Source organism: Streptomyces regalis (genome assembly GCF_001509475.1).
Lineage (GTDB): Bacteria > Actinomycetota > Actinomycetes > Streptomycetales > Streptomycetaceae > Streptomyces > Streptomyces regalis.
This window is the reverse complement of sequence record NZ_LLZG01000027.1, coordinates 1-24422: the sequence shown is the minus strand read 5'-3', so window position 1 is coordinate 24422 and position 24422 is coordinate 1. Positions and strand designations below refer to the sequence as shown.

General features: G+C 69.9%; 18 protein-coding genes and 5 pseudogenes (1 of these 23 running past the window's edge). 12 read left to right on the top strand and 11 right to left on the bottom strand.

What is annotated here, in order from left to right:
* The 3 pseudogenes from ADL12_RS58345 to ADL12_RS56155 all read right to left on the bottom strand — a co-directional run.
* Positions 1-153: pseudogene (locus ADL12_RS58345) on the bottom strand (transposase) (it extends 332 nt beyond the left edge of the window).
* Between the two features lie 67 nt (positions 154-220).
* Positions 221-877: pseudogene (locus ADL12_RS58340) on the bottom strand (IS256 family transposase); the annotation flags it as partial.
* Positions 878-1016: 139 nt separating this feature from the next.
* A pseudogene (locus ADL12_RS56155) lies at positions 1017-1199 on the bottom strand (aminoglycoside phosphotransferase); the annotation flags it as partial.
* A 733-nt stretch (positions 1200-1932) separates the two neighbouring features.
* Here ADL12_RS56155 and ADL12_RS06490 point away from each other — a divergent pair.
* The 3 genes and pseudogenes from ADL12_RS06490 to ADL12_RS55435 form a co-directional block, all read left to right on the top strand.
* Positions 1933-2970: a LacI family DNA-binding transcriptional regulator gene (locus ADL12_RS06490; protein WP_062699470.1), complete on the top strand. Its 1038-nt coding sequence runs from the start codon at positions 1933-1935 to the stop codon at positions 2968-2970.
* A gap of 294 nt (positions 2971-3264) precedes the next feature.
* On the top strand, positions 3265-3663 hold the full coding sequence (locus tag ADL12_RS58335; RefSeq protein ID WP_425265070.1) for a type I-G CRISPR-associated protein, Cas3-extension family: 399 nt from the start codon (positions 3265-3267) through the stop codon (positions 3661-3663).
* A 426-nt stretch (positions 3664-4089) separates the two neighbouring features.
* Positions 4090-4446, top strand: a pseudogene (locus ADL12_RS55435) (transposase); the annotation flags it as partial.
* Between the two features lie 23 nt (positions 4447-4469).
* Here ADL12_RS55435 and ADL12_RS06485 read toward each other — a convergent pair.
* The 4 genes from ADL12_RS06485 to ADL12_RS06470 form a co-directional block, all read right to left on the bottom strand.
* Complete coding sequence (locus tag ADL12_RS06485) at positions 4470-4859, bottom strand: hypothetical protein (protein ID WP_107119844.1); 390 nt, start codon at positions 4857-4859, stop codon at positions 4470-4472.
* A 17-nt stretch (positions 4860-4876) separates the two neighbouring features.
* Positions 4877-5317 carry a protease inhibitor I42 family protein gene (locus ADL12_RS06480; RefSeq protein WP_062699467.1) on the bottom strand — a complete coding sequence of 147 codons (441 nt, stop codon included), beginning with the start codon at positions 5315-5317 and terminating at the stop codon, positions 4877-4879.
* Positions 5318-5334: 17 nt separating this feature from the next.
* Complete coding sequence (locus ADL12_RS06475) at positions 5335-6951, bottom strand: WXG100 family type VII secretion target (protein ID WP_062699465.1); 1617 nt, start codon at positions 6949-6951, stop codon at positions 5335-5337.
* A 64-nt stretch (positions 6952-7015) separates the two neighbouring features.
* On the bottom strand, positions 7016-7441 hold the full coding sequence (locus tag ADL12_RS06470) for a WXG100 family type VII secretion target (RefSeq protein WP_107119843.1): 426 nt from the start codon (positions 7439-7441) through the stop codon (positions 7016-7018).
* Between the two features lie 628 nt (positions 7442-8069).
* On the opposite strand from ADL12_RS06470, the gene ADL12_RS06465 reads away from it, so the two are divergent.
* The 7 genes from ADL12_RS06465 (at position 8070) to ADL12_RS06435 (ending at position 13369) form a co-directional block, all read left to right on the top strand.
* Positions 8070-8303: a hypothetical protein gene (locus ADL12_RS06465; protein ID WP_062699461.1), complete on the top strand. Its 234-nt coding sequence runs from the start codon at positions 8070-8072 to the stop codon at positions 8301-8303.
* A 26-nt stretch (positions 8304-8329) separates the two neighbouring features.
* Positions 8330-10078, top strand: coding sequence for a fumarate reductase (quinol) flavoprotein subunit (frdA, locus tag ADL12_RS06460; protein WP_062699460.1), 1749 nt, complete (start codon positions 8330-8332; stop codon positions 10076-10078).
* A gap of 2 nt (positions 10079-10080) precedes the next feature.
* Positions 10081-10830, top strand: coding sequence for a succinate dehydrogenase/fumarate reductase iron-sulfur subunit (locus tag ADL12_RS06455; protein ID WP_062699458.1), 750 nt, complete (start codon positions 10081-10083; stop codon positions 10828-10830).
* Complete coding sequence (locus tag ADL12_RS06450) at positions 10827-11261, top strand: fumarate reductase subunit C (protein WP_062699456.1); 435 nt, start codon at positions 10827-10829, stop codon at positions 11259-11261. Before ADL12_RS06455 ends, ADL12_RS06450 begins: the two co-directional genes overlap by 4 nt.
* Positions 11262-11263: 2 nt before the next feature.
* Positions 11264-11614, top strand: coding sequence for a fumarate reductase subunit FrdD (frdD, locus tag ADL12_RS06445; protein WP_062699454.1), 351 nt, complete (start codon positions 11264-11266; stop codon positions 11612-11614).
* 53 nt (positions 11615-11667) lie between these two features.
* Complete coding sequence (locus ADL12_RS06440) at positions 11668-12765, top strand: baeRF2 domain-containing protein (protein ID WP_062699484.1); 1098 nt, start codon at positions 11668-11670, stop codon at positions 12763-12765.
* Between the two features lie 73 nt (positions 12766-12838).
* A complete protein-coding gene (locus tag ADL12_RS06435) occupies positions 12839-13369 on the top strand; it encodes an NTPase (RefSeq protein ID WP_062699452.1) in 531 nt (176 codons plus the stop codon).
* 505 nt (positions 13370-13874) lie between these two features.
* Here the strand turns inward: ADL12_RS06435 and ADL12_RS06430 are convergent.
* Positions 13875-17798 carry a glycoside hydrolase family 2 TIM barrel-domain containing protein gene (locus tag ADL12_RS06430; RefSeq protein WP_062699450.1) on the bottom strand — a complete coding sequence of 1308 codons (3924 nt, stop codon included), beginning with the start codon at positions 17796-17798 and terminating at the stop codon, positions 13875-13877.
* A gap of 172 nt (positions 17799-17970) precedes the next feature.
* Positions 17971-19863 carry an ABC transporter ATP-binding protein gene (locus tag ADL12_RS06425; RefSeq protein ID WP_062699448.1) on the bottom strand — a complete coding sequence of 631 codons (1893 nt, stop codon included), beginning with the start codon at positions 19861-19863 and terminating at the stop codon, positions 17971-17973.
* Between the two features lie 150 nt (positions 19864-20013).
* Here ADL12_RS06425 and ADL12_RS06420 point away from each other — a divergent pair, with 150 nt between their 5' ends.
* Positions 20014-20979 (top strand): lysylphosphatidylglycerol synthase transmembrane domain-containing protein, encoded by a 966-nt coding sequence (locus ADL12_RS06420; RefSeq protein ID WP_079051869.1) that lies wholly within the window; start codon positions 20014-20016, stop codon positions 20977-20979.
* 87 nt (positions 20980-21066) lie between these two features.
* Positions 21067-21831, top strand: a complete 765-nt coding sequence (locus ADL12_RS06415) for a crotonase/enoyl-CoA hydratase family protein (protein ID WP_062699446.1) — start codon at positions 21067-21069, stop codon at positions 21829-21831.
* 78 nt (positions 21832-21909) lie between these two features.
* Here the strand turns inward: ADL12_RS06415 and ADL12_RS06410 are convergent.
* Positions 21910-22866: pseudogene (locus ADL12_RS06410) on the bottom strand (NAD(P)/FAD-dependent oxidoreductase); the annotation flags it as partial.
* The gene (locus ADL12_RS06405) at positions 22863-24269 is read right to left on the bottom strand and encodes an FAD-dependent oxidoreductase (RefSeq protein ID WP_062699442.1); all 1407 of its coding nucleotides are present in this window, start codon (positions 24267-24269) and stop codon (positions 22863-22865) included. The pseudogene ADL12_RS06410 and the gene ADL12_RS06405, both read right to left, overlap by 4 nt.
* Between the last annotated feature and the right edge of the window lie 153 nt (positions 24270-24422).

The window sequence follows — 24422 nt, the reverse complement described above, 5'->3', positions numbered from 1 at the left end:
GGCCTTCACGGCGTCGGTGTCGGGCTGTTCGAAGACGGTCCGCAGCAAGGTGGCCACCCAGGGCTGGGCCGATTTCGGCACCTGGCTCAGCAGATTCCTCGCGTAGTGGGTGCGGCAACGCTGCCAGGAAGCGCCGGGCAGGACGGCACCGATGGCGTCGACCAGACCGGCGTGGGCGTCGGAGACGACGAGCTGGACGCCGGCCAGGGCCGCGGGCGATGAGCGAGCGCAGGAAGGCCGGCCAGCCGGCGCCGTCCTCGGCGGTGGCCACGTCCAGGCCGAGGATCTCGCGGTGCCCGTCGGTGTTCACGCCGACCGCGATCAGCGCGTGGACGTTGATGATCCGGCCGCCCTCACGGACCTTCTGGGTCAGGGCGTCGACCCAGACGAACGTGTAGGGCCCTGCGTCCAGGGGCCGGTTGCGGAACGCGGTGACCTGCTCGTCCAGGTGCCGGGCCATCGCCGAGACCTGGGACTTCGACAGCTGGGTGACGCCGAGGGACTCGGCGAGCTTCTCGACCCGGCGGGTGCTGACACCGAGCAGGTAGGCGGTGGCGACCACCGAGATCAGGGCCTGCTCGGCCCGGCGGCGGCGCTCCAGGAGCCAATGCGGGAAGTAACTGCCCTGCCTCAGCTTGGGGATGGCCAGTTCGATCGTGCCGGCCCTCGTGTCCCACTCGCGCGGGCGGTAGCCGTTGCGGTGGTTGACTCTCTCCTCGCTGACCTGCCCGTATTCGGCATTGCAGAGGGCATCCGCCTCGGCGGACATGAGTGCGTCGGCGAACGTCTTGACCATCGCGCGCAGCAGATCGGGACTCGCCGCGGCGAGGTTGTCCTCGGCGAGGGCGTGCAGGGGCAGACTGTCGGGTGCGGTCATCGTGCTGATCTCCTTCGGGCTTCGACACCTCGAAGATCAGCCGGTGGCCGTTCATCTATGCGGGCATCATCCCGACGCCGGAGCAAACCCCCGGATCAGGTCGAACCCGTACACCATCCCCATGGACGCAACCCCTCGGGGCATCGGCCAGACGCAGTGGGAAACGCGCCGAGAGGTCGTTCCCGATGCGGAAGATGGCGTTGACCGTCCCGGTCGACGGCAGGAGTCGGATCGCCTTGCCGCTCCACCGAGGGAACTGTTCCTGGATCAAGGTCGCAACGGTTTCGGTGGTCACGTCCGCTTGGTCATCGTGCATGGTCATTCTCTCAGTCACAACGAGGTCGACGCCTTGTCCCGGATCAGGCGTCGGTCGGGGCGGGGGCGCTTCACTCATCTCCGTGAGCCTTATTCGGTGGCCACTGCGGCAACTGTTGTGCGCTGGTTCGCCGTTCCCAGGCGTCATTGCGACCGGGGTTCGCAGCAATGTTCTGGCGATCGGCACGTTCGTCGCCTCGCTGCCGCGGACTCACCCTCGATCCGCCCCTAGCCGGAGGATCTGAACCTCGAACCAGGGAACGCTTCTTGTCAGCTCCGACCATCCCCACTGGGAGCAGGGCAGCCCCGGGGACACGTTGTGGACCGACTGAGCGAAGATCCACCGCTGCTCGGCTTCTGCCGCCGAACTCTCAGTTGGCGCCACCAAGGCTGCGGATCATCCGGCTCCACAGGTGCGTCCGGCAGCGCCGAAAAGACGCCGGCCTTTGCGTGCCAGCCGCGGAACACGCCACGGAACATCGGGTGGGGCTCGTGCGGTAGAGGGCCCCTCAAATGAGCCACTGTACTCTCCTTCGCTGGTCCGTTACCGTTAACGTGACCGCTAACGGGATTCTTGCCCAGGGCGCAGATTCCGTCAACGCCCGCCGCCAGACGGCTCACGATCCGCCGGTGGCGTCCCAGCGCTGCCTTGCTCTCGTGGCAGTGCCGGGCCGGTGATGGCGCGGCAGGCCGGTGAACCTGATTCACTTGGACACAGGGCGGCACAGGAACAGAAGTGAGTGGGCAGCGTGGCCGGACAGCGGGAAACGGAAGATCAGCGGGCGCGGGGTGTGAGAACCGTCAAGCGCGTCACGCTCCGCGACGTCGCTCAGGCGGCAGGCGTGTCCCATCAGACCGTCTCCCGGGCAATCAACGGCAAGGGCGAGATCGACCCGGGGACTCAGCAACGCGTGCTCGATGTCGCACGGCAGTTGCGGTACCGGCCCAGCCGGTTCGGCCGGGGGCTGGTCCGCCCGGACGTCGTATCCGTCGGGCTCATCGTCCCCGACGTGGTCAACCCCTTCTTCCCGGAGTTCGTGGCAGGAGTGATTGCGGCCGCGGACGAACGCGACTGGCAGGTGCTCGTGGCCAGCACCGAGAACGATCGGTCCCGGGAGCTGGCCTTGGTCCGCTCACTCGGCCAACAGGTTGACGCTCTTGTCGGCTACATCAGCCATCCCGATGCGCAGCTCGAGCCGTACGTGGGCACCGTGCCGCTGGTCCTCGTCGATCGCGGGCTGGACTCGTCGAACCACGCGTTGGTCCACATCGACACCGCGGCCGGAATCCGGGCCGGGATGCAGCACCTCATCGACCGGGGTCACCGCCGGATCGGCATGATCGACTGCGAGTGTGTGAGCGCCCCGATGGTCCGGCGCCGCACCTTCCTCGAAGTCGTCGGCGAACACGCGCTGCCCGTCGACGAGGGCTGGGTTGTCATGGGTGAGCAGTCCCCGGCCGGGGGCGCCGCCGCGTTCGAGGCGCTGTACGCCGCGCGCCCAGACCTCACCGCCGTGGTCGCCTTCAACGACCTGGTTGCGATCGGCGCGCTCCGGGCCGCCCGCCGGCTCGGCGTCCAAGTACCGGACGACTGCGCACTGGTCGGCTACGACGGACTGAGCGTCGTCGATCTGGTCGACCCGCCACTGACCACCCTCCACCTCGACAAGCGACGGCTGGGCGAACTGGCCATCCACCAAGTCGACCAACTCCTCGCAGGCGAACTGCCACCCCCTATCGTCCTGACACCAAGCTTGAATGCCCGCGGCACGACGTGACCCACCTTTGACCTCGATCCGTCAGCGGGGTTCGGTCGCTGAGTGGCTCGGTGGTTCGCCCGTAATGTCCCCTGCCGTCGGGGGTGGGCCGTCGCGTGACGCTGCGGCTGCGCCGGGTTCCACGGGCCCGGGGTGGTGCGGGCCTCCTCCGTTCTGACACCAGCCCCGGGCACCCAACGACGCCCTCCGTATGCCCATCGAACAGGCCCACCGGCTGCTGCGCGATTTCGCGACGGCGGAGCGTCTTGACAACGACCCCCGTGCGCGTTGGTTCGCGGCGCTGGTCAATCAGCTGTGCGTCACTCCCGCAAAAAGAACAACGAACCACGACAGGAACAGCAGGGTGCCACCGCGACTGCCAATCTTGTGTCCCCTCAAGGGCCCGTCTGGTATACGGAATCGACACCCCTCTTCGCGGCGTCCGGTCAGATGCCCCTCGCCAATAATTGGGTCAAGTCCGCCGAACAGTGCCGCCGTCAAGGCGCCCACGTCAGTGCGGCGCTCACGGGATGGATACGCGTGCCCGACTACACCGGTGCGAACCTCGACCACCGGTCAACCGGCGACGCGGCTATGACCGGTGACGGCAAGCCCTCCCAGCAGGGTGTCCCAGGGGCGACCTGGCTTGCCCTTCACGCCTTTGCCACCTTCCGCCTCACCGGGGAAACCATGACGAGCGCCGCAACCGCATAGGACTCCTCCGGGGAGCTACCTGCTCTGATCTGGCCAGTCTGGACATCGCCGCTGTCCAGAACAGCAATTAGGGCACTGCTCGAACACCCACTCGTGCGCGCTGACGATCTGGCGCGCCTCGATGAATCCCTCACCAATCTCGGCGTGGTTGGCATCTGCTCGGCTACTCGCACGAAACTCAGTAACTCCTACGGCCCGTTTGAGCCCGGACAGGTGCTGTGGCCATAGCAATCGGTTCGATGGCGTGAGTCTTGGGGATTGCTGAGCTCAGTTGCTTGGGGATCCGCGCTGCCCGACGGTACGACTACCGTGAGTGAGCCTGCGGATCTCTCCCCCGGCTGACGTCTCAGCCGCCATCGACGCGCCGATCCAGTCGGCCCGCCGTAACGCTGTCATGGTGTGGGCCAGGTTTCCGTCTCACGACCTCGCGCGTGGCCGGGTTCCAAGATGCACGTCCTGTCGGACGCGAACGGACTGCCCCTTCTCATCGGTATCTCGGCCGGCAACACCCACGACAGCGAAGGGCTGAAGCCTACGACCGGGCCGACCTGCGCAGATGGCTGCGGTGGAAGCGGATCGGAGTGCGCATCGCCCGCAAAGGGATCGAGTCCAGCGAACGATTAGGACGCCGCCGCTGGGTCATCGAGCGGACCATGTCCTGGCTGTCCGGCTACCGAAGAATCAGCCCCCGCTACGAATGCAATCCCCCGCAACTACCTGGCCTTTCTCGGCCTCGCCGCAGCCATGTGCTGCTACAAGCGACTAGTCCGCCTCACCACGTAGGACACGGTCTTTAGGAGCTGAGCTCAGCGGGCGGCGCGCTCCCGGGTGGTGCGGCGCAGCCCGATGAGTTCGGCGACCGCCTCCAGCCAGCGGGCCACGACCTCGTCGCCCTCCACGGGCCGGGCCACCGACTCGGCCGCATCCAGCCAGCCCCGCACCAGGTCCGAGGCCGTCGGCTCGGGCAGCAGCTCCGGCAGCCGGGCGGTGTAGCCGGTGCCGCCGCTGCGGACGGTCCTGCCGAGGAACGCCACCGAGCGGGGCCGGACTCCGAGGCGGTCGAGCGCGACCGCGGCACCCACGGCTCCGTCGCCGAACAGGGCGGTGCGACGTGGGCCCTGGGCGCCGATGCCGTAGCGCAGGAGCATGGCGACGTCGGCTTGCACTGACTCTTCGTCGGTCTTGCTGGGGTTCATCGGTACCTCCGTTCCGGTCATCGCACAGTGACCGTGTAGATGAAGTACGCCGGGTCGTTGCCGGGGCTGCCCGTCGCGGTGCGGTCGTCGCCGTCGGGGCACTGACCCAGCACGCAGTAGCTCATTTTGATCTTCGTGGTGCCCGCGGCAACGGCCTGGAAGGTGAAGGTCTGCGTACCATCACCACCCCCGTCTGCGCCGCTGTCGCCCTCGAAGTCTTCCTCCCGGCCGCCCTCCTGGCGCACTGTCGCACGGTCGGGACCGGGGCGCACGACGCTCCAGTCCTGGCCCGTCGAAGGGTTGGCCGGGAGCGTCAGCTCGAACACGTCGCCCGCATCCACCTCGATGGACCGGTCTTCGGCCCCGAACGTCTCGGGGCCGACGAGGCCGCACCCTGACAGCGTCACGACCGTCAGCGGCAGGGCCAGGGCGGTGGACAGGCGGTGGCTGAGCTTCACGGGGATCGGCCTTCCGTTCACTGGGCGGGCAGGTGGACGCCGTAGGCGTCGGGCAGGTCCTTGTCGGAGGCCTTGTCCATGTTGCCGTTGACGAAGTCGTCCTCGCTGACCCACGTGGTCGTTCCCCAGGGGTTGTAGACCTGCAGCATGTCGCCCTCCTGACCGATGATCATCATGGAGTGGCCGACCCGGTCGCCGTTCTCGTCCTCGCCCTCGACGCCGATCGGCACCGGTCTGCCCTCGGCGACGGCCCGCTGGATGTCGGGCAGCGCCTCCCGGCGGTCGTCCGCGCTCCGGATCTCCTGGAACTCGTACTCGCTGCCCGTGTGCGGACTGATCTCTTTGTTGGAGATCTCGGTCTTGCCGTCGTTGTCCATGCCGTCGGGTGTCGAGCCGAAGGGGAAGTCGTACGCGTCATTGCCGTCGCCTTCGTCGTGCATCCGCAGCTGCTCGTCGCGCAGCCGCTCCCGGAAGGCGTCAGGGTCGTCCTCCTGCCCGGACGGGCCGCCGGTGAGTTCGAGGGCGTACACCGGATCGACCATGGCGCGCCCGGTGACGACGGTCGACGGCACGCAGGTGTTGCCCTCCTGCGACCACCTCTCGCCGTTGAACATCTGCTGGTCCGTGTTCTTGTTGGCACCCTCGTAGGGACCGCTGGTGTGGACCCCCTCGTCGGCCATGCTGTCCCCGGCCGTGGTGACCGGCGTCAAGTGCCGCTGCAGCCAGTCCGGGTCCTTGCCGTGGATCTTGTCGCGGAACTCGCCGACCTCCTTGACGTCGTACCCGGCGGCCAGCGCCTTCACCAGGTAGGCCCGTTCCTGCGGGGTCTTCGCCTCGGCGAGCATCCGCTCGAACTCGGCCTCCTCGCGGGCATCGAGGCGCTCCATCGCGCGGCCTGAGCGCTCCAGGTCATTCGCGGTCAGCAGCTCGTTCATCTCCGCCGGGCCGCCGGGGCCCGCGATGTCGGCGAGCACGAGGCGGTCCGCGGCGGAGATGTTGTCGGTCTTCATCTGGCCCGCCCGGGCCTCGGACGCCAGCTTGTTGAGGTCGCGCGCCGCAGCCCGCGCCGCGTCGTCGGCCACTTCCGCTGCGGTGTGCATCACCTTGGCGCCTGCGGCCGCGATGCTGCGGGCCCGCAGCCGCTCCGCCTCCTCGGCGTCCTTCTCCACCATGTCGTCGAAGAAGCCGTCCTCACCGCCGAGCATGCCGAGCGCCTCACGCAACTGCTCGCGGCCGCCTTGGTCCTGGGCCTTGGCGTTGGTCAGCGCGTCGGCCAAGCGGTACAGGGCGCCGGCCGCGCCGCTGAACGCCTGCTCCATCTGCTCGGCGGAGCGGGCCGCCGCCATCACCACCTCGGACGCCCGCGCCCCGGTGCTGCCCACCCAGGCGTTGGGCAGGCCCTCGCCCGCGACCTTCTGCACCCGCCGGTGCACGTCGGCGACGTCGTCGATCTGTTTACGGTAGGTCTTGGCGAGACCCTCGAGGACCCCGGGTTCACCAACCGGCGCCGAGACGCCCAGGGCGTTGTTGATGGCCCCGATGAGATCGTTCTTGCTGTCGGCCGAGGAGATGGAGTCGTGGTACTCGGCGAGCTTCTGACGGCGGTCGGTGGTGGATTCGCCTGCGTCGGGCATGACGGTGCGGCCTTCTGTCGTGGTGAGGGCAGGAGTGTGGACTCGTACGCGATACGAAGGACGCTCAGCCGAAGTCGGACAGGCCGCGCGGCGGCGTGCCGGGCGCGGGCATGGTGCGGTAGCCCGGCGCGGGGACATCCCCCGCGGGCGCGGGCATCGTCGTCACGCCCTCGCCGCCTGCCGCGCTCATGCCCCGGATGGAGGCGTGCTCGGCGCCCTGGTAGTTCGCCTTGGACACCCGCACCTTGTCGGCCAGTTCGTGCAGGGCGCTCTCCAGGACCTTGGCCTCTGCCTGCCAGTCAACGGCGAAGTTGTTGTAGGCGGGGCCCGCGTCGGAGCCGCCGAGTGCGTCCGAGGTGTAGCAGGCGGTGTCCTTGACCGCCCTGGCGATGGCACCGACGTCGTCCCCCGCCGTGTCGAGTGTCTGCGCCTCGCTGTCCATCGCGCTCGTCTGGAGGCGATAGCCCCCGGCGTGCCCTTGCACGGTCATGTCCGGCCCCCGTTTTTACGATCTTGAGGACGGAATGTAGCAGGGGACGGTGGCATGAACGCAACGACCTTCACCGCCCCCGCGCACAACAGCTCCTTGTCGCCTCCGGCCGCTGGGAAGGGCAAGATCGGCTGACCCGAAGGGTATGGAGAGCGGAGGACTTGCGGATGGGTGGGGGAGACGGTGGCGGGCGCGATTCTACGTCCGGGTAGGTTGTATTGATCCGAAACTCAAAGGGTTCTATTCGAGGGTGTAGCGGACGTGTGGTCCGCCGAAGTAGCCGCGGATACGGACCAGTGGTGGCCGGGAAAGGCTTTGCGCAAACAACTGCCTGGTCAGCTCACTGACAGGCGGCCGGCCGTCCAACGCACCGTAGCCCCTGACCACCGCCCGCCCGGCCCGGTCCTTTAGCTGCGCCCTACTCTCCCGAAGAGACATGCAACCGCTCTCCCGTCGATACTCCTTCCATCCCATCCCCGTCATTGTGCCGGTTCACCTTTTGCGGGTAACGCATTGCTCGAAGGGGGGTTACGCAAAGTCGCGGAATTGCGACCCATACGACTGTCTCCCGCCTGCGGGGGCGTTCAGCCGGCGGTACGCTCACGTTGAGCGCTGGGAAGTGGGTGTGATGGTCGGCAACACCATCGACTTCACCGATGAGCGGGCTCCGTGCGGCCGATTCGTCAACGGGCTGCGCTACCAGGAGGACGACGACGCGGGGCTGTTTGTCGACAGGGTGGCGTACGCATGCGGCTGCCGTCGGATTCGTCGTGAGTTCCACGACGGCAGCGTGCACGTCAAGGTGGTCCGCCACGATGGCGCAGTCCTCCAGGACGAGCACAGCGCTGAACACGAGGCCTGACCGGCCGCGGACACCGAGGTGGTGACATGCCCGCTTCTCATGATGTCGTGGTGATCGGCGGCGGCGGCGCGGGGCTGCGTGCGGCCATCGCCATCGCTGAGACCGATCCGCGGCTGAATGTGGCGATCATCTCGAAGGTCTATCCCATGCGGAGTCACACGGTCTCCGCCGAGGGCGGGGCCGCTGCCGTCGCCGGCGCGGACGACAGCCTCGACGAACACTCGTACGACACCGTCTCCGGCGGGGACTGGCTGTGCGATCAGGACGCCGTCGAGGCCTTCGTACAAGAGGCGCCACGCGAACTGCTCCGTCTGGAGCACTGGGGCTGTCCGTGGAGCCGGCAGGCGGACGGGCGCATCGCGGTCCGGGCCTTTGGCGGCATGAAGAAGATGCGCACCTGGTTCGCCGCCGACAAGACCGGGTTCCACCTCCTGCACACCCTGTTCCAGACCGCACTTTCCTACCGGGACATCGTCAGGTACGACGAGTGGTTCGTCAGCACCCTGCTCGTCGACGACGGGAAAGTACACGGCGTGGTGGCGATCGAGCTGGCCACGGGCCGGGTCGAGACCATCACCGCCAAAGCCGTCGTCATGAGCACGGGCGGCTGCGGCCGGGTCTATCCGTTCACCACCAACGCCAACATCAAGACCGGTGACGGCATGGCCCTGGCCTATCGGGCCGGTGCGCCACTGAAGGACATGGAGTTCGTGCAGTACCACCCCACCGGTCTGCCCTTCACCGGCATTCTGATCACGGAGGCCGCCCGTGCCGAAGGAGGCCGACTGCTCAACAAGGACGGCTACCGGTACCTCCAGGACTACGACCTCGGCAAGCCCGAACCGGTGCCGGTGATGCGCAGCATGGAGTTGGGACCGCGGGACCGGCTGTCGCAGGCATTCGTGCACGAGCTCGACAAGGGCAGGACCACCCTGACGCCGCACGGGCCGGTCGTCCACCTGGACCTGCGCCACCTCGGCGCGGAACTCATCGACTCCAAGCTGCCGTTCGTGCGCGAGCTGTGCCTGAAGTACCAGAACATCGACCCGGTCACCGAACTCATCCCTGTGCGTCCGGTGGTGCACTACATGATGGGCGGCATCCATACCGACATCCACGGCGCCACCGGGCTCGACGGCCTGTACGCCGCAGGTGAGGTGGCGTGCGTCAGCATCAACGGAGCCAACCGGCTGGGCTCCAACTCCCTTCCGGAGCTGCTGGTCTTCGGCGCCCGGGCCGGCCGGGCGGCCGCCGAGTACGCCGCTGCCGCCACGGGCACCGGCCCCGGCGCCGCGGTGGTGGCGCAGGCCCGCGACGAGCACCGCCGCCTGGAGCGCCTGGTCGCACACCACGCGGAAGGCCGGGAGCGTATCGCGGACATCCGTACGGCGATGCAGGACACCATGGAGAGCGGCGCGGGGATCTACCGCGACAGGGACTCCCTGGCCAAGGCGGCCGAGACGCTGCCGCACTTGCGGGAACGCTACGGCCGGGCCGCCGTCGGCGATCACAGCCGGACCTTCAACACCAATCTGATCGCCCTGCTGGAACTGGGCTGCATGCTGGACGTGTCGATGAGCATCGTCCACTCCGCGCTGAGCCGCGAGGAGTCGCGAGGGGCGCATCAGCGCACCGACTTCCCCGCGCGCGACGACGAGCGGTACCTCGCCCATTCACTGATCCATCACGAGCCCGACGGCACCGGGCGGGTGGAGTATCTACCGGTGACCGTCACCCGCTGGGCCCCCGGGAAACGCGTGTACGGGAGGCAGTAGCCATGCCGGAGACCGACCGGATCACCCTGCAGGTCGCCCGCTACCGGCCAGAGCAGGAGACCGAACCGACCTGGCAGTCCTACGAGGTGCCGTTGCGCAAGGAGTGGACGGTCCTCGATGGGCTCAACCACATCAAGGACCACCTCGACGGCACGCTCTCCTACCGCTGGTCCTGCCGGATGGGAATCTGCGGCAGCTGCGGCATGACCGTCAACGGCGAGCCGCAGCTGACCTGCTCGGCCTTCTTGACGGATTCCGCGCCGGGTCCGGTGCGGGTCGAACCCCTCGCCAACTTCCCCGTGGTCCGCGATCTCGTCGTCGAGCTCGGCGATTTCATGAACAAGCTGACCGAGGTCAAGCCCTGGATCATCCGTGCCGAGGACAAGCCCCTCGACGAGGGTGAGTTTCTGCAGACGCCGGAAGAGATGGACGCGTACAAGCAGTACAGCATGTGCATCAACTGCATGCTCTGCTACGCGGCCTGTCCCGTGTATGCGCTCGATCCGGACTTCGTGGGGCCCGCGGCCATCGCCCTCGCCCAGCGCTACAACCTCGACTCACGGGACGAGGGAGCCGCCGACCGGCGGGATGTGCTGAGCTCCGCCGCCGGCGTGTGGGCCTGCACCCTGGTCGGCGAGTGCACCACGGCCTGCCCCAAAGGTGTCGACCCGGCCGGCGCCATCCAACGCTACAAGCTCACGGCAGCCACGCGGTCGCTCAAGGACCTCCTCTGGCCGTGGGGACAGCGATGAGCCGGACACCCGCGTCGCGGCGGCCGGGGCCGGCTGGGGGGTCCGGGCCGGCACCGTACCGGAAGCCTGTCCCCACCTTCTGGTGGCTCCGGCGCCGCGCCTACCTCGTCTTCGTGCTGCGGGAGCTGAGCGGCGTCTTCATCGCCTGGTTCGTCGTGTTCCTGCTGCTCATGGCTGGTGCGATCGCCGAGGGCAGCGGCGAGTACGAGCGGTTCCAGGACTGGAGCGGGCAGTGGTGGGTCGTCCTGCTGAACGTGATCGCCCTGCTCTTCGTCCTGCTGCACACCCTCACCTGGTTCGGCCTGGCCCCGCGGGCCATGGCGGTACGCCTGCGCGGCCGACGCGTCCGGCCGGGCCCGATCGTGGCAACGCACTACCTGCTGTGGGCGCTTCTGACGGCGGCTGTGGCGTGGCTGATCCTCAAGGGGTGAAGATGGCCAGGAGATCACCTGAACCGCTGCTGTGGCTGCTCTTCAGCGCGGGCGGCATGGCCGCAGCTCTACTGGTCCCCATCCTGCTGTTCCTGTTCGGCATCGCCTTTCCGCTGGGCTGGCTGTCGGCCCCCGACCACACCCACCTGCTGTCGGTGCTGCGCCACCCCGCCACCAAGGTGATCCTCTTCGGGCTGTGCCTGCTGTGCCTCTTCCACTGGGCGCACCGCTTCCGATACACCCTGTACGACGGCCTACAACTCAAGAATCTGAGCCTCGCGATCAGCCTCCTCTGTTACGGCGGTGCCGTGGCCGGATCCGTCGCCGCGGGGGTCGTCCTGTTCCGCATCTGAGCTGTTCCGGATCCGGCTCCGGGGGCGTCATCATCGAAGGTGGAGTGAAGGTGATGCGACTGTCGTTCCTGGAGCCTCTCTACGCGCAGCAGGGGCCGTTCGCCTCCGTGTACCTCGACACATCCCGTGACGTCGAGCATCCGGAGCGTACGATCGCGTTGCGCTGGCGACGGCTTCGGAACGCCTTGGCCCGCCAGGGTGCGGACGGGCCGACACTCACCACCCTGGAGCGAGTCATCGGCGGCGACACGGACGTGCCCGGGCTTCACGGACAGGCGGTCTTCACCGCGCACGGGGCGCTGGTGCTGGACGGAGAACTGCCGCGGCCTCCCGCACACGACTCCGCCCGCTACAGCACACTGCCGGACGCCATGCCGCTCGTGGTCCAGCACGTGCCGGAGATCCCCTACCTGGCCGTGGTCGTGCACTACCGCGGACTGCCTACGGCAGAGGCCCACGGCACGGTGACGGTGGACGCCGAGGCAGGCGTCTGGCCGGCCTCCGTGGTGGCACCGGGAGAGCGGCTGCACCGACGGATCCCGGTGGCCGGGTGGCACGGTGCCGCCGTCCGGCTCGGCCACGAACTGGACGACTGGGCGCGACACCGCCGGGCCGACGCCGTACTCCTGGGCGGTGACCAGTGGGCGTGCAATGTGCTGCTCCGCCGCCTGCCGGTCGGCCTGAGGCGCCGGGTCGTACGCGTCGGGGGGCGATCCCCCACAGACACCGGCCGCGCACTGCTGGAGCCGCAACTCGACCGCGTCTTCCGCGGCGGCATGGCCACGCACGACGAGGCGCTCGTGGAGAAGTTCATCGCCCGGCGATCGCAGCACGGAGCGGCGTCCGCGGGCTTGCCCGCCGCCATCGCCGCCCTGCAACGCGGCCAGGTCGAGGCGCTGCTGCTCAATCACCCCCTGGAGTCCTCGCTGCGGCTGTGGACCGGACCCCAGCCGACCCAGCTCGCCCTGACCGAGGACGAGTTGAGCTCTTTCGGGGTGAGGGCCCCCCACGAGGACCGCGCCGACGAGGCCCTGATGCGTGCCCTTGTGGGCACCGGTGCCGAACTGGTTGTCGTACCGCAGCGCGTGGTGCCACTTCAAGGAGGCGTGGGCGCCCTGCTCCGCTACGCCGACCCAGGCACGCCGTCGTGAGAGCAAAGGCCCCTGGGTAAGGCCTCACACGCGTCGGCGGCTGACCGCGGACGGACCCGGAACGGAGGGCACTATGGCGACGAAGATCCTGCTGGAGGGCCGCCCCGGGGTCGGTAAGACGACCGTGGTGCGCCGGCTGTCCGGGCTGGTGCCCGGCCGTGCCGTCGTCGGCTTCACCACGGAGGAGATCCGCCAGGCCGGCGCCCGGGTCGGTTTCACTCTGGAGACGACGTCCGGCGACCGAGCCGTGCTCGCCCATGTCGACTTCCCTCGGCCCCCGAAGGTGGGACGGTATGGCGTCGACCTGGGCGTCATGGACCGGTTGGCGCTGCCCGCGCTGCGGGCAGCCTGCGCTGATCCTCTTCCCGGGCAGCTGGTGCTCATCGACGAGTTGGGGCGGATGGAGCTGGCCTCCGCTTCCTTCAGGGAGGTCGTCCAGTCCGTCTTCGCGTCCGCCGTCGACGTGATCGCAACCGTTCATGCACACAGCGACCCGTTCACCGACGCCCTGAAACGCCGCCCCGGCATCGAGCTCGTCGTCGTGACCCACGCGAACCGGGACACCCTCCCGGCGGCGCTGGCGGCACGTCTGCGAACGGCGTAGAGCGGCGGGTCGTCGCCGTTGCCGTGGTGGGCTTCGAGGGGGCGTGAGGGCGTGGCCGAGGAGGTCGGCGGCGTCACGCAGGAGCCGGGAGTCCCGCCGGCGCCGATCACGTGCAGGCCCCTCCGGTCCCTCGACCTCCGGCCGCCTACGTCGGACCTTCGCCACACGCCGAAACCCCCGGTGGGCACCGGCCTCGGCCACCATGCCCCTGACCTGCGTAGATGTCCAGAGGCTAGATCTTGGACTTGAACATTGCACGCAGCACAGAGGTACTCCCGAACCTAGGCTCCCTGCCTGCGTTTGTGCAGGTCAAGGGCTGTTTCCGTACTCTACGACGAGTCGCATGTCCGGTCAGCATTCCCCAGGTCTCCCAGGACGCATGCTGACCGACTGCCGACTTTCATGACGACGGTGACCAGCCTACGCACCGGCCCTCTCCGACCTCCGTGACCTTCGCCACTGCCTGGGGTCCCGGCAGTGCGCCGGGACCCCCGGTCTCATGGGATCAGTTCACCGCCGTGGGCCTGCGTGACGCAGCCATCGCCTCGTCGACGTCGGTCAGCGGGCGCAGCCGGTAGGTGTAGGAGTAGTCGCGGCTCGCGAACAGCTTGTACTCGTCGTGGGTGTGGGCGCCCCAGCTGTTGTCGCCGCCCACGCCCATCTGCCGGTGGCTGAGGCGGAGTACGACCTCCTCGCGCGGCGTCAGCTGGTAGTCGTGCCGCGCCCCGACCGACAGGTCCTCCGGTGTGAAGTGCGAGGCGTTGACCTCGAGGAGCGGTTCACCGGAGACCAGCAGCCCGGTGCCGTCGCCGCCGGTCAGGGCCACCCAGCGGACGTCGGTCTTGTTGCCGTTCTCCTGCGGGCGAATGTAGGGCTCCCACTGGCCGGAGACGGTCCCGGAGTAGCGGCCCACGTCGGTGCCGTTGTTGCGGTCGCAGTGGTTCTCCTCGGGGCCGCGTCCGTAGTAGTGCAGGTGCTCCAGCCGGCCCGGCAGGAACAGCAGGGTGCCGATCTCCGGGATGTAGGGCAGGCCGGCCGCGCCCGGGTGCAGGGTGTTGTCGACCTTGATCTCGCCGTTGCCGAAGACCGTGTAGGTGGTGGTGTACGACGACTGCGTGGTCGTCGGAAGTGTGCCCTTGACCTTGATCTCGACGGCCCGGTCCCGCAGCTCGCGCACACCGACGTCCGTGACCTTGCGGGCCGCGCCGGCGTCGCGCCAGGTCTGGTTGCGGACGTGCTGGCCGTTGCCGTGGTCGTTGTCGGTGGGCGCCCGCCAGAAGTTCGGCGCGGGACCGGAGGCGATCAACTGGGTGCCGTGGGCCTTGTACGAGGTGATGACGCCGGTCTTCTTGTCGAAGGTGACGGAGAAGGCCTCGCCGGTGACGACGACCGAGTCGTCTGCGTCCTCGTGGGTCAGCGCCGGGACACTGTCCAGCGGCCTCGGGGTCACCGCCGGGCTGCCCGCGTCGACGGCGAGCTGCTGCTTGGCGACCTCGAAGCCGGCCTTCGCCCACTTCGTCGTCTCCTTGGTGCGGAAGGAGAGTTCGAGGAAGTACTCCGCGCCCGGCGCCGGCTTGCCCCGCACCTTGAAGGGGACCGTGATCTCCTTGTCGGTCAGCGGGGCGACATCCAGCTGCGCACGGCTCAGCCTGCCGCGCTGCACGACCTCGCCGTCGGCGACGAGCGCCCAACGCCCGTCGAACTCGCGGAGGTTGGTGAACAGGTTCTCGTTGGTGAGGGTGATCGCCGTGCCGGGCGCGAGGCGGTCGCCGGAGGCCGGAGCGGCGTTGATCGCCTGGTAGATCCGCTTGATCTCTGCGGCCTTGCCCGTGTGCCTGCGGTCGGCGGTGACGATGCCGTCCGCGACGAAGTTGAAGTCGTTGGGGTTGTCGCCCCAGTCGCCGCCGTACGCGAAGAACGTCTTCTCCTTGGGCCGCTTCTCGGTGAACGCGACCATCGCCGCGTCGAACCAGAACCGCACCCCGTCGTCACCGGGACCACGGCTGTCGGACGCCAGCTCACCGACGCTCAGGGCACGGGCGTAGACGCGGGCCCGCCGGATGGTGCCGCTGAACTCCCGGCTGGGGTTGTCCATGTCGGTGGCGAGCGCGAGGGGGGCGGTGTTCTTTGCGGGCTTCTGGGTGCTGGTGCGGGTGGCCTTCGCCTCGCCGTCGACGTAGAGGGTGAGCCTGCCCGCGTCCGCGTCGAAGACGCCCGCGACGTGGTGCTCGGTCCCGGTCCAGCCGTCGGGCAGCGCCCAGCTCGCGGTGACCCACTGACCGCCGCCGTAAATGAAGAACTCGAGGGTTTTGTCGCTCTGCTTCAGGGCGTACTGGGTGTCGCCCTTGACGAGGATCGGCTGGTGGAAGCCGGTGACGTGCGGGGTGATCCACGCCTCCAGCGTCAGGGAGCCGGTGAGGTCGAGGCTTGCGTCGCGGGCGAAGACGGTGCCGCCCGAGATGCCCTTGGCGCGGTCGAAGGTGCCGCTGGGTGCGAGGATCTCGCCGCGCAGCGCGCCCGGACCGGCCTCGGTGAACTGCTTGCGGGTCGGGGTGGGCCAGCTCAGGGACTGGTCCATGAAGTCCCAGATCCAGCCGCCCTGGAGGACGTCGTAGCGGCGGACGAGATCCCAGTACTTCTTGAAGTTGCCGTTGGAGTTCCCCATCGCGTGGGAGTACTCGATCATGACGTACGGCCGGGTGTCGCTCGTGTTCTTCGCGCGGGACTCGACAGTGGCCGGGCTGTCGTACATCTCCGAGCGGATGTCGCTGATCGTCGGCCGGTCGTCGCCCTCGTACTGGACGACGCGCGTGGTGTCGTACGACTTGATCCAGTCACGCATGGCGACGAACGTGCTGCCGGTGCCCGCCTCGTTGCCGAGCGACCAGATGACGACCGAGGCGTGGTTCTTGTCGCGGTGGACCATGTTCCGGGCGCGGGCCACACAGGCCTCGGTCCAGTCCGCGTGGTTGCCGGGGTATTCGCCGCGGATGCCGTGGGTCTCGAGGTTGGTCTCGTCGACGAGGTACAGGCCGTACTCGTCGGCGAGTTCGAGCCAGATCGGGTTGTTCGGGTAGTGCGAGGTGCGGACCGAGTTGATGTTCATCCGCTTGGCGATCGTGATGTCCTCGATCATGTTCGCGCGGGTGAGCGCGATGCCGCGGTCGGGGTGCATCTCGTGCCGGTTGGTGCCGCGGAAGGAGACCGGCTTGCCGTTGATCCGCATCAGCCCGTCCTTGAGCGCGAACTCGCGCAGGCCGACGCGGTGGGACAGCGTCTCGATCAGCTTTCCGGCCGGGTCGCGCAGCCGCAGGACGGCGGTGTAGAGGTACGGGTGCTCGGCGGACCAGAGCTCCGGGTCGGGGACGGCCTTGGTGGCTGTCGCCGTCGCGTCCTTGCCTGCGGCGGCCACGTCGACGGGGAGTTGCAGCGGGCGGGACCAGACGGGGTGCCCGGTCGCGTCGTACAACTGCGTCTCGACGGTGTACCGTCCGGCCCCGCTCCCGCCGTAGTCGCGCACGCTCGCGGTGACCGACAGGTCGGCCGCCTTGTAGCCGTCGCTCAGCGGGGTGTCCAGCTTGAAGTCGCGCAGGTGCACGGGCGGGGTGGAGTAGAGGTGGACCGAGCGGAAGATGCCGCTCAGCCGGATCATGTCCTGGTCCTCCAGCCAGTCGCCGTCGGAGTACCGGTACACCTCGACCGCGATCTGGTTGGTGCCCGGCTTGAGGTGCTTGGTGATGTCGTACTCGGCGGGGGTGAAGGAGTCCTCCTTGTAGCCCACCAACTCGCCGTTGATCCACACGTAGTGGGCGGATTTGACGCCCTCGAAGTGCAGGAAGGTCCGACGCCCCGACCAGTCCTTCGGGACCGTGAAGGTTCGCCTGTACTGGCCGACGGGGTTGTAGCGGGTGGGCGCGGCGGGCGGCTGCGGGTCCTCGCCGAGACCGTTGGGGCCCCAGTACGGGTAGGTGATGTTGACGTAGATCGGGCGGTCGTAGCCGTGCATCTGCCACACGGAGGGGACGGGGATCGTGTCCCAGTCCCGGTCGTCGACGTCGGTGCGGTAGAAGTCGGCGTCCCGGTCGTCGGGGCGGTCGGCGTAGGCGAACCTCCACCTGCCGTCGAGACTCATGCGGTACGGCGAACGAGTGCGGTCGGCAGCCAGCGCCTGTCTGACGTCCGCGTACGGCATCAGCGTGGTGTGCGCAGGCTCGGCGCCGACCTCGAAGAGGCTGATGTTGCCGTTCCACTCCGGGGTGCCGGCCACCGTGCCGGCCCCGTCGGCCGCGTGCACCGTGGCGGCGGATGATCCGGACAGGGCGAGCGCGCCGAGGACGGCGGCTCCTCCCTCCAGGAGGCGGCGCCGGCTGACGGGCACGCCCTGGGGGCGGCTCGGGTGGCCGGCGGGAGACTCGGGAGCGTGCGGCATGACCGTGACCTTCCTAGGGACGACAGTGCGCTGCGCGGGGCTTGAGGGAGCGTCAGATCGTGTGCGGTGCTGTTCGTAAACCGAACGAACCCTAGGATGCGAACAGAAACGAATCAATCATCCTGTCGGACTTTGTGTGATCCTGCGGGGTTGACGCGCCCTGTAGATCCGCTTACGCCGCCGTCTCGACCTCCGTGACGTCGTCGCTCTGCCGCTCTTCGAACTGCGTTCGGTACAGCTCGGCGTACCGCCCGCCGGCCACGAGCAGTTCCTCGTGGGTGCCGCGTTCCACGATCCGGCCGGCCTCGATCACCAGGATCTGGTCCGCGGCCCGCACGGTGGACAGCCGGTGGGCGATCACGACCGCGGTCCTGCCCTGCAGCGCCTCGGTGAGCGCCTCCTGGACGGCGGCCTCGGAGGTGTTGTCCAGGTGGGCGGTGGCCTCGTCGAGGATGACGACACGCTGGCGGGCCAGCAGCAGCCGGGCGATCGTCATGCGCTGGCGTTCGCCGCCGGAGAGCCGGTAGCCGCGCTCGCCGACCACGGTGTCGAGGCCGTCGGGCAGGGACCGTACGAGATCGTCGAGGCGGGAGCGGCGCAGGGCGTCCCAGAGATCGTCGTCGGTGGCGGTGGGGCGGGCCAGCAGCAGGTTGGCGCGGACACTGTCGTGGAAGAGGTGGCCGTCCTGGGTGACCATGCCGAGGGTGCCGCGCAGGGACTCGGCGCTCACGTCACGTACGTCGACGCCGCCCACGCGCACGGCGCCCTCGTCGACGTCGTACAGCCGCGGCAGCAGCTGGGCGATGGTCGACTTGCCCGCGCCGGACGAGCCGACCAGGGCGACCGTCTGCCCGGGTTCGGCGCGGAAGGAGATGCCGTGCAGCACCTCGGCGCCGCCGCGCGTGTCGAGGGTCGCGACCTCTTCCAGGGAGGCCAGGGAGACCTTGTCGGCGGAGGGGTAGCCGAAGCGGACGTTGTCGAACTCCACCGACACGGGGCCGTCGGGGACCTTCTTCGCGTCCGGCTTCTCTTCGATCAGCGGCTTGAGGTCGAGCACCTCGAAGACCCGCTCGAAGCTGACGAGCGCGCTCATGACCTCGACCCGGGCGCCGGCGAGCGCGGTGAGCGGGGCGTACATGCGGGTCAGGAGCAGGGCCAGCGAGACGACGGCGCCCGGCTCCAGGGTGCCGCGCAGGGCGAACCAGCCGCCGAGGCCGTAGACCAGGGCGAGGGCCAGGGCGGACACCAGGGTGAGCGCGGTGATGAACATCGACTGGGCCGTCGCCGTCCGTACGCCGATGTCCGCGACCCGGCGGGCCCGTACCGCGAACTCCTGCGACTCCTCCTCCGGGCGCCCGAAGAGTTTGACCAGCGTGGCGCCGGGCGCCGAGAAGCGCTCCGTCATACGGGTGCCCATCGCCGCGTTGAGCGTGGCCGCCTCCCGCTGCATATGGGCCATGCGGTGGCCCACGCGGCGGGCCGGGATCACGAACACCGGGAGCAGGACGAGGGCGAGCAGGGTGATCTGCCAGGACAGGGTCAGCATGACGGCGAGCGTGAGCAGCAGCGTGACGAGGTTGCTGACCACTCCGGACAGCGTGTTGCTGAAGGCGCGCTGGGCGCCGATCACGTCGTTGTTGAGACGGGAGACGAGCGCTCCCGTACGAGTGCGTGTGAAGAACGCGACCGGCATGCGCTGCACATGATCGAACACAGCCGCCCGCAGATCGAGGATGAGACCCTCGCCAAGCCTCGCCGACAGGCGCCGCGCGAGGATCCCGAGCGCCGCCTCCGCCACCGCGATCAGGGCGATCAGCAGGGCCAGGCGGACCACCCTGCCCTCGTCGCCGCGCGTCACGATCGCGTCGACGACGGCGCCGGCCAGTACGGGGGTCGCGACGGCGAGCAGCGCGGCCGCCACCCCGAGCACGACGAAGAGCGCGATCCTACGGCGGTGCGGGCGGGCGAACGCGACGATGCGGCGCAGCGTGGCGCGGGCGAACGGACGGCGCTCCCGCTGGGCGTTCATGACGCCGTACAGCTGTGTCCAGGCTGTGGTCTCCATACTCATGGGCACGAACGTAGAACCTCAAGCAGCGTTGAGGTCAATATCAGCGGCTTGGGGAAGATCGACAGCCGTCCGCAGCCGGTCCGTAAGACGCCGTCTGCGCTCCCGCAACCCGGCGTTGTCGCAGCGCGGAGAACCTCTCCGAATGTGACAGCCGTACGACTCCCCGCGGGACGCCTGCTCCGGCGCCTCCCGCTCCGCCAGATCCTGTGCCTGCTCCCCCTCGTCCTCGTCGTCGTGGTCGCGGTGCGGCACCGGTCCGTGCTCGCCGAGGGCATCGGCCATCTGGCGACGGCCAAGTGGCCGTGGCTGCTCGCCGCGGCCTGCGCCACCTGCCTGACCTGGGTCGCGGCGGCGGTGACCCGGCAGGGTGCGGTGATCGACCGGCTGCCCAGACTGCGGCTGCTCGTCACACAGTTCGCGGCGGGGTCGGCCAACCATCTGCTGCCCACCGGGCTCGGCGCGAGCGCGGTCAACCTGCGCTTCATGACGGTGTGCGGGCTGCCGCTCGCCCGCTCCTCGGCGGCGCTGGCGCTGTATCTGCTCGCGGAGAGCGTGGCCCGCGTCGGTCTGCTGGCCGCGCTGCTGATCGCCTTCCCCGACGCGTTGCGTCTCGGCCCGCTCCTGCCGGAGGGGGCATGGGGCCCGGTGCTGCTCGTCATCGGCGTGGCGGCCGTCGTGGTCGTGGCCGTCTTCGCCCTCGTACGCCGGCTGCGCACCGCCGTGCTCTCCTTCCTGCGCACCGCGCTGGACGAGGCGCGCTCCGTGCACACCCGCCCGTCCCGGGCGCTGGCGCTGTGGGGCGGTTCGCTGGCCTTCCCCACCCTGCAGGCATCCGGTCTGGTCCTGGTCGGGCTCGCCCTGGGGCTGGACGTGCCGCCCGTGCACATGGCGCTCGCCTATCTGGCGGCGACCGTCGCCGTCGCCCTGGTGCCCACGCCGGGCGGGCTGGGCTCGGTCGAGGCGGCGCTGATCGTGGCGCTGGTGGCGGCGGGCGGCCCGGTGGCGGTGGCGACGGCGGTGGTGCTGGGGTACCGGATCATCACGGTGTGGCTGCCGCTGCTGCCGGGGGCGTTGACGCTGGGGGCGCTGGTGCGCTGGAAGGTCATCTGACGGCTCAGTAACGTGCGGGTCCGACCCACGGAATCCAACCCATGGAATCCGACCCACGGAATCCGACCCACGGAAAGGGGCCCCACCATGCCGGTCCGCGTCGAGCGCGACGGACACGTGACCACCGTCGTCCTCTCCCGCCCCGAGGTCCGTAACGCCGTCGACGGCCCGACCGCCGCCGAACTCGCCGCCGCCTTCCGGGAGTTCGAGGCGGACGACGAGGCGCGGGTGGCGGTGCTGTGGGGCGAGGGCGGCACGTTCTGCGCCGGCGCCGACCTCAAGGCGCTCGGCGGCGACCGGAGCAACCAGGTCACCGAGGACGGGGACGGTCCGATGGGACCGACCCGGCTGCGGCTGTCCAAGCCGGTGATCGCCGCGGTCGCCGGGCACGCCGTGGCCGGCGGCCTCGAACTGGCGCTCTGGTGCGATCTGCGGGTCGCCGAGGAGGACGCCGTCTTCGGGGTGTTCTGCCGCCGCTGGGGCGTGCCGCTCATCGACGGCGGCACGGTACGGCTGCCCCGGCTGATCGGCACGAGCCGCGCGCTGGACATGATCCTTACGGGACGACCGGTGCCGGCGAGGGAGGCCCACGAGATGGGGCTCGCCAACCGTGTCGTGCCGACCGGACACGCCCGCGCCGAGGCGGAGGCACTGGCCGCCGCGATCGCCGGGTTCCCGCAGGCGTGTCTGCGCGCCGACCGGGCGTCCGTGCTCGACCAGGAGGGGCTGGACGAGACGACGGCTATGCGGGGTGAACTCCGGTACGGGATGGGCGTGTTGCTGGAGAGCTTGGAGGGTGCGGCGCGGTTCGCCTCGGGTGCCGGGAGGCACGGCTCTTTCACGGACCTGTGAGGCTGAGGGACTGTGACGCTCACCGCCGTCTGAAGCTCACAGACGTGTCACGGTCCCGCCCGGCGATCCGATGTCGTCGTCCGGCCACTCGGCCCCTGCGAGCCACTCCCCCACGGCGACCGCCGCCCGCGCGCCCTCGCGTGCCGCCGTCGCCGCGCTCTCGCCGGGGTGGAGCAGGCCGCCGACGGCGAACACACCGGGGCGCGAGGTACGCCGGCCTGCGTCGACGGCGGGGCCGCGCGTGCCGGGGTCCAGGGTCAGGCCGCCGCGCCGGGCGAGCTCGTGCTCGGGCACGAAGTCGCCGGTGAAGACGACCGTGTCGGCCGCGAGCACGGTCGTGCGGCCGTCGCGGTGGTGGACGCGGACGCCGGACAGCCGCCCGTGGCCGAGGAGTTCGGTGACGGTGGTGTGCGTCAGGAGGGGGATACGGCGGCGGAGGCGGGTGTCCAGGGCGCGGGCGAGGGACGTCCGGGCACCCGGCCGGTCCGTGAGCATGGCGACGACCTCGGCTCCTGCCGCCCGTACCGTGTCGGCGGCGGCGTACGAGACGTCCTCGGCGCCGACGATCACCGCCCGGGTGCCGATGTGCTGCCCGTACAGGTGCACGGCTTGCTGGAGTTCGCCGGTGGTGTAGACGCCCGCGGGCCGGGTGCCGGGGATCAGGCGGGCCGTGCGAGGGCGTTCCCGGCAGCCGGTCGCGAGCAGCACCGCCCGCGCGGTGATCGTCTCCGGGCCGTCCCGGCTCACCGTCGCCAGGCTGAGCGGGCCCGTCCAGTCGAGCGCGGTCACCCCGGTCCGTACGACGGCTCCGGTGCGCACCGTCGCGCCGGTGAGGAGCCGGGCGTAGGCGGGGCCGGTCAGCGGGTGGAGCCAGGTGCCGAAACCGCCGTGGGCGCAGTGCCGTGGCGCTCCCCCGGCCCGCTGCTCCCGGTCCAGCACCTCGATCCGGCCCGCCCCGGCGGCGGCCAGGCGTGCGGCGGCCGCGAGCCCGGCCGGACCGGCGCCGACGACCAGAACGTCCACCTCGCGTGTCATGCGCGGGCCTCCTCGAACAGTGCCCGCACCGCCGCCCCGCAGTGGAACCCCTGGCAGCGGCCCGCTCGGGCCCGGGTGCGGCGGCGCAGTCCGTCGAGGGTGCGCGGCGGGATCGTACTGGCGAAGGCGTCGCGGATCTCTCCGCGGGAAACGCGCTCGCAGTGGCAGACGAGGTCGCCGTAGTCCGGGTCGGCTGCGATGAGTTCGGGCCGCTGGTGGGGGCGGGGGAAGGCCTCGCCGAGGTTGGGCATGCGCACCGGCTCCAGGTCGCCGGCGGGGCCCAGGTCGAGGCCCGTGTCGACGAGCAACCCCGCCACATGGTCGGCGATGGCGAGCGACGCGGTCAGGCCGGTGGAGCGGATGCCGCCGACGGTGATGTACGCCTGCTCGGGGTGGACGCCGATGCGGTAGTCGTCGTGCTCGGTGGCGGCGCGCAGGCCGGCGTAGACGGCGGTGACCTCCTCGGCGAGCAGGTCGGGCAGGATATGGCGGCCCTTCTCCCGCAGCAGCGCCAGTCCGTCGGCGGTCGAGTCGGTGGCGTTCTTGTCGTGCAGGTCCTCGGCGGTCGGGCCGAGGAGCACATTGCCGTACACCGTGGGGGCGACCAGGACGCCCTTGCCGACTGCGGTGGGGACGGGCAGCAGGATGTGGCGGACCAGGGCACGGGCGAACTTGTCATACACGATGAGCTGGCCGCGGCGCGGGGTGACGGTGAAGTCGTGGTGGCCGAGCTGCCGGTCGAGCGAGTCGGCGTGCAGTCCGGCGGCGTTGACGAGGTGGCGGGAGCGGAGGGTGCCGCGGGTGGTCGTCAGGAGGTGGGCGCCGTCCTTCCGACTGACCTGCCGTACGGGCGAGTTGAGGTGCAGGTCGACTCCGTGCCGGACAGCCTGGGTGGCGTATGCCAGGGTCGTCGTCCAGGGACAGATGATGCTCTCGCCGGGAACGTGCAGGGCGCCGAGGGCGCCGGGGCCGAGGCGGGGTTCGCGGTGGTAGAGGTCGGCGGGGCCGAGGGTGCGGGTGTCGTGGCAGTCGTTGCGCCGGGCCTTCTCGGCCAGCCGGGGCAAGGCGGCGAGCTGTTCCTCGTCCCAGGCGACCAGGAGAGCGCCGACCGGCTCGACCGGGATCCCCGACTCGGCAGCGTACGCGGCGAGATGCCGGGCGCCCTCGCGCACGAGCCGGGCTTCGAGGGTCCCCGGGGTCGCGTCGAACCCGGTGTGCAGGATCGCGGTGTTGGCCTTCGAGGTGCCCTGGCCCACGTCGTCCTGCGCCTCGACGAGGGCGACGCGCAGACGCGCGTGCCCGGCGAGACGGCGGGCGATCGCACAGCCCACCACTCCGGCACCGACGATCACCACGTCGTACGGCGCCTGCGCGTCCAGGGACCCATCGGCGGTGACCGTCATACGGGCGGCCACCTGTCGAGGCGAGACCCGTCGACCGTGAACTTCATGCGGCCCGCCCCCTCATACGCGCCTCCCACCCGACCGCACCCCGTCGCCGTACCCCTCATACAGACGCCCCGCCCGTCCCACCAAGGAGAGCCCCCACTTCCGCCC

Coding starts and splice junctions, on each gene's coding strand:
- ADL12_RS06485 (WP_107119844.1), bottom strand. CDS start 4,859: ATGAACCCCAGCAAGACCGACGAAGAGTCAGTGCAAGCCGACGTCGCC.
- ADL12_RS06475 (WP_062699465.1), bottom strand. CDS start 6,951: ATGCCCGACGCAGGCGAATCCACCACCGACCGCCGTCAGAAGCTCGCC.
- ADL12_RS06470 (WP_107119843.1), bottom strand. CDS start 7,441: ATGACCGTGCAAGGGCACGCCGGGGGCTATCGCCTCCAGACGAGCGCG.
- ADL12_RS06465 (WP_062699461.1), top strand. CDS start 8,070: ATGGTCGGCAACACCATCGACTTCACCGATGAGCGGGCTCCGTGCGGC.
- frdA (WP_062699460.1), top strand. CDS start 8,330: ATGCCCGCTTCTCATGATGTCGTGGTGATCGGCGGCGGCGGCGCGGGG.
- ADL12_RS06455 (WP_062699458.1), top strand. CDS start 10,081: ATGCCGGAGACCGACCGGATCACCCTGCAGGTCGCCCGCTACCGGCCA.
- ADL12_RS06450 (WP_062699456.1), top strand. CDS start 10,827: ATGAGCCGGACACCCGCGTCGCGGCGGCCGGGGCCGGCTGGGGGGTCC.
- frdD (WP_062699454.1), top strand. CDS start 11,264: ATGGCCAGGAGATCACCTGAACCGCTGCTGTGGCTGCTCTTCAGCGCG.
- ADL12_RS06440 (WP_062699484.1), top strand. CDS start 11,668: ATGCGACTGTCGTTCCTGGAGCCTCTCTACGCGCAGCAGGGGCCGTTC.
- ADL12_RS06435 (WP_062699452.1), top strand. CDS start 12,839: ATGGCGACGAAGATCCTGCTGGAGGGCCGCCCCGGGGTCGGTAAGACG.
- ADL12_RS06430 (WP_062699450.1), bottom strand. CDS start 17,798: ATGCCGCACGCTCCCGAGTCTCCCGCCGGCCACCCGAGCCGCCCCCAG.
- ADL12_RS06425 (WP_062699448.1), bottom strand. CDS start 19,863: ATGGAGACCACAGCCTGGACACAGCTGTACGGCGTCATGAACGCCCAG.
- ADL12_RS06415 (WP_062699446.1), top strand. CDS start 21,067: ATGCCGGTCCGCGTCGAGCGCGACGGACACGTGACCACCGTCGTCCTC.
- ADL12_RS06405 (WP_062699442.1), bottom strand. CDS start 24,269: ATGACGGTCACCGCCGATGGGTCCCTGGACGCGCAGGCGCCGTACGAC.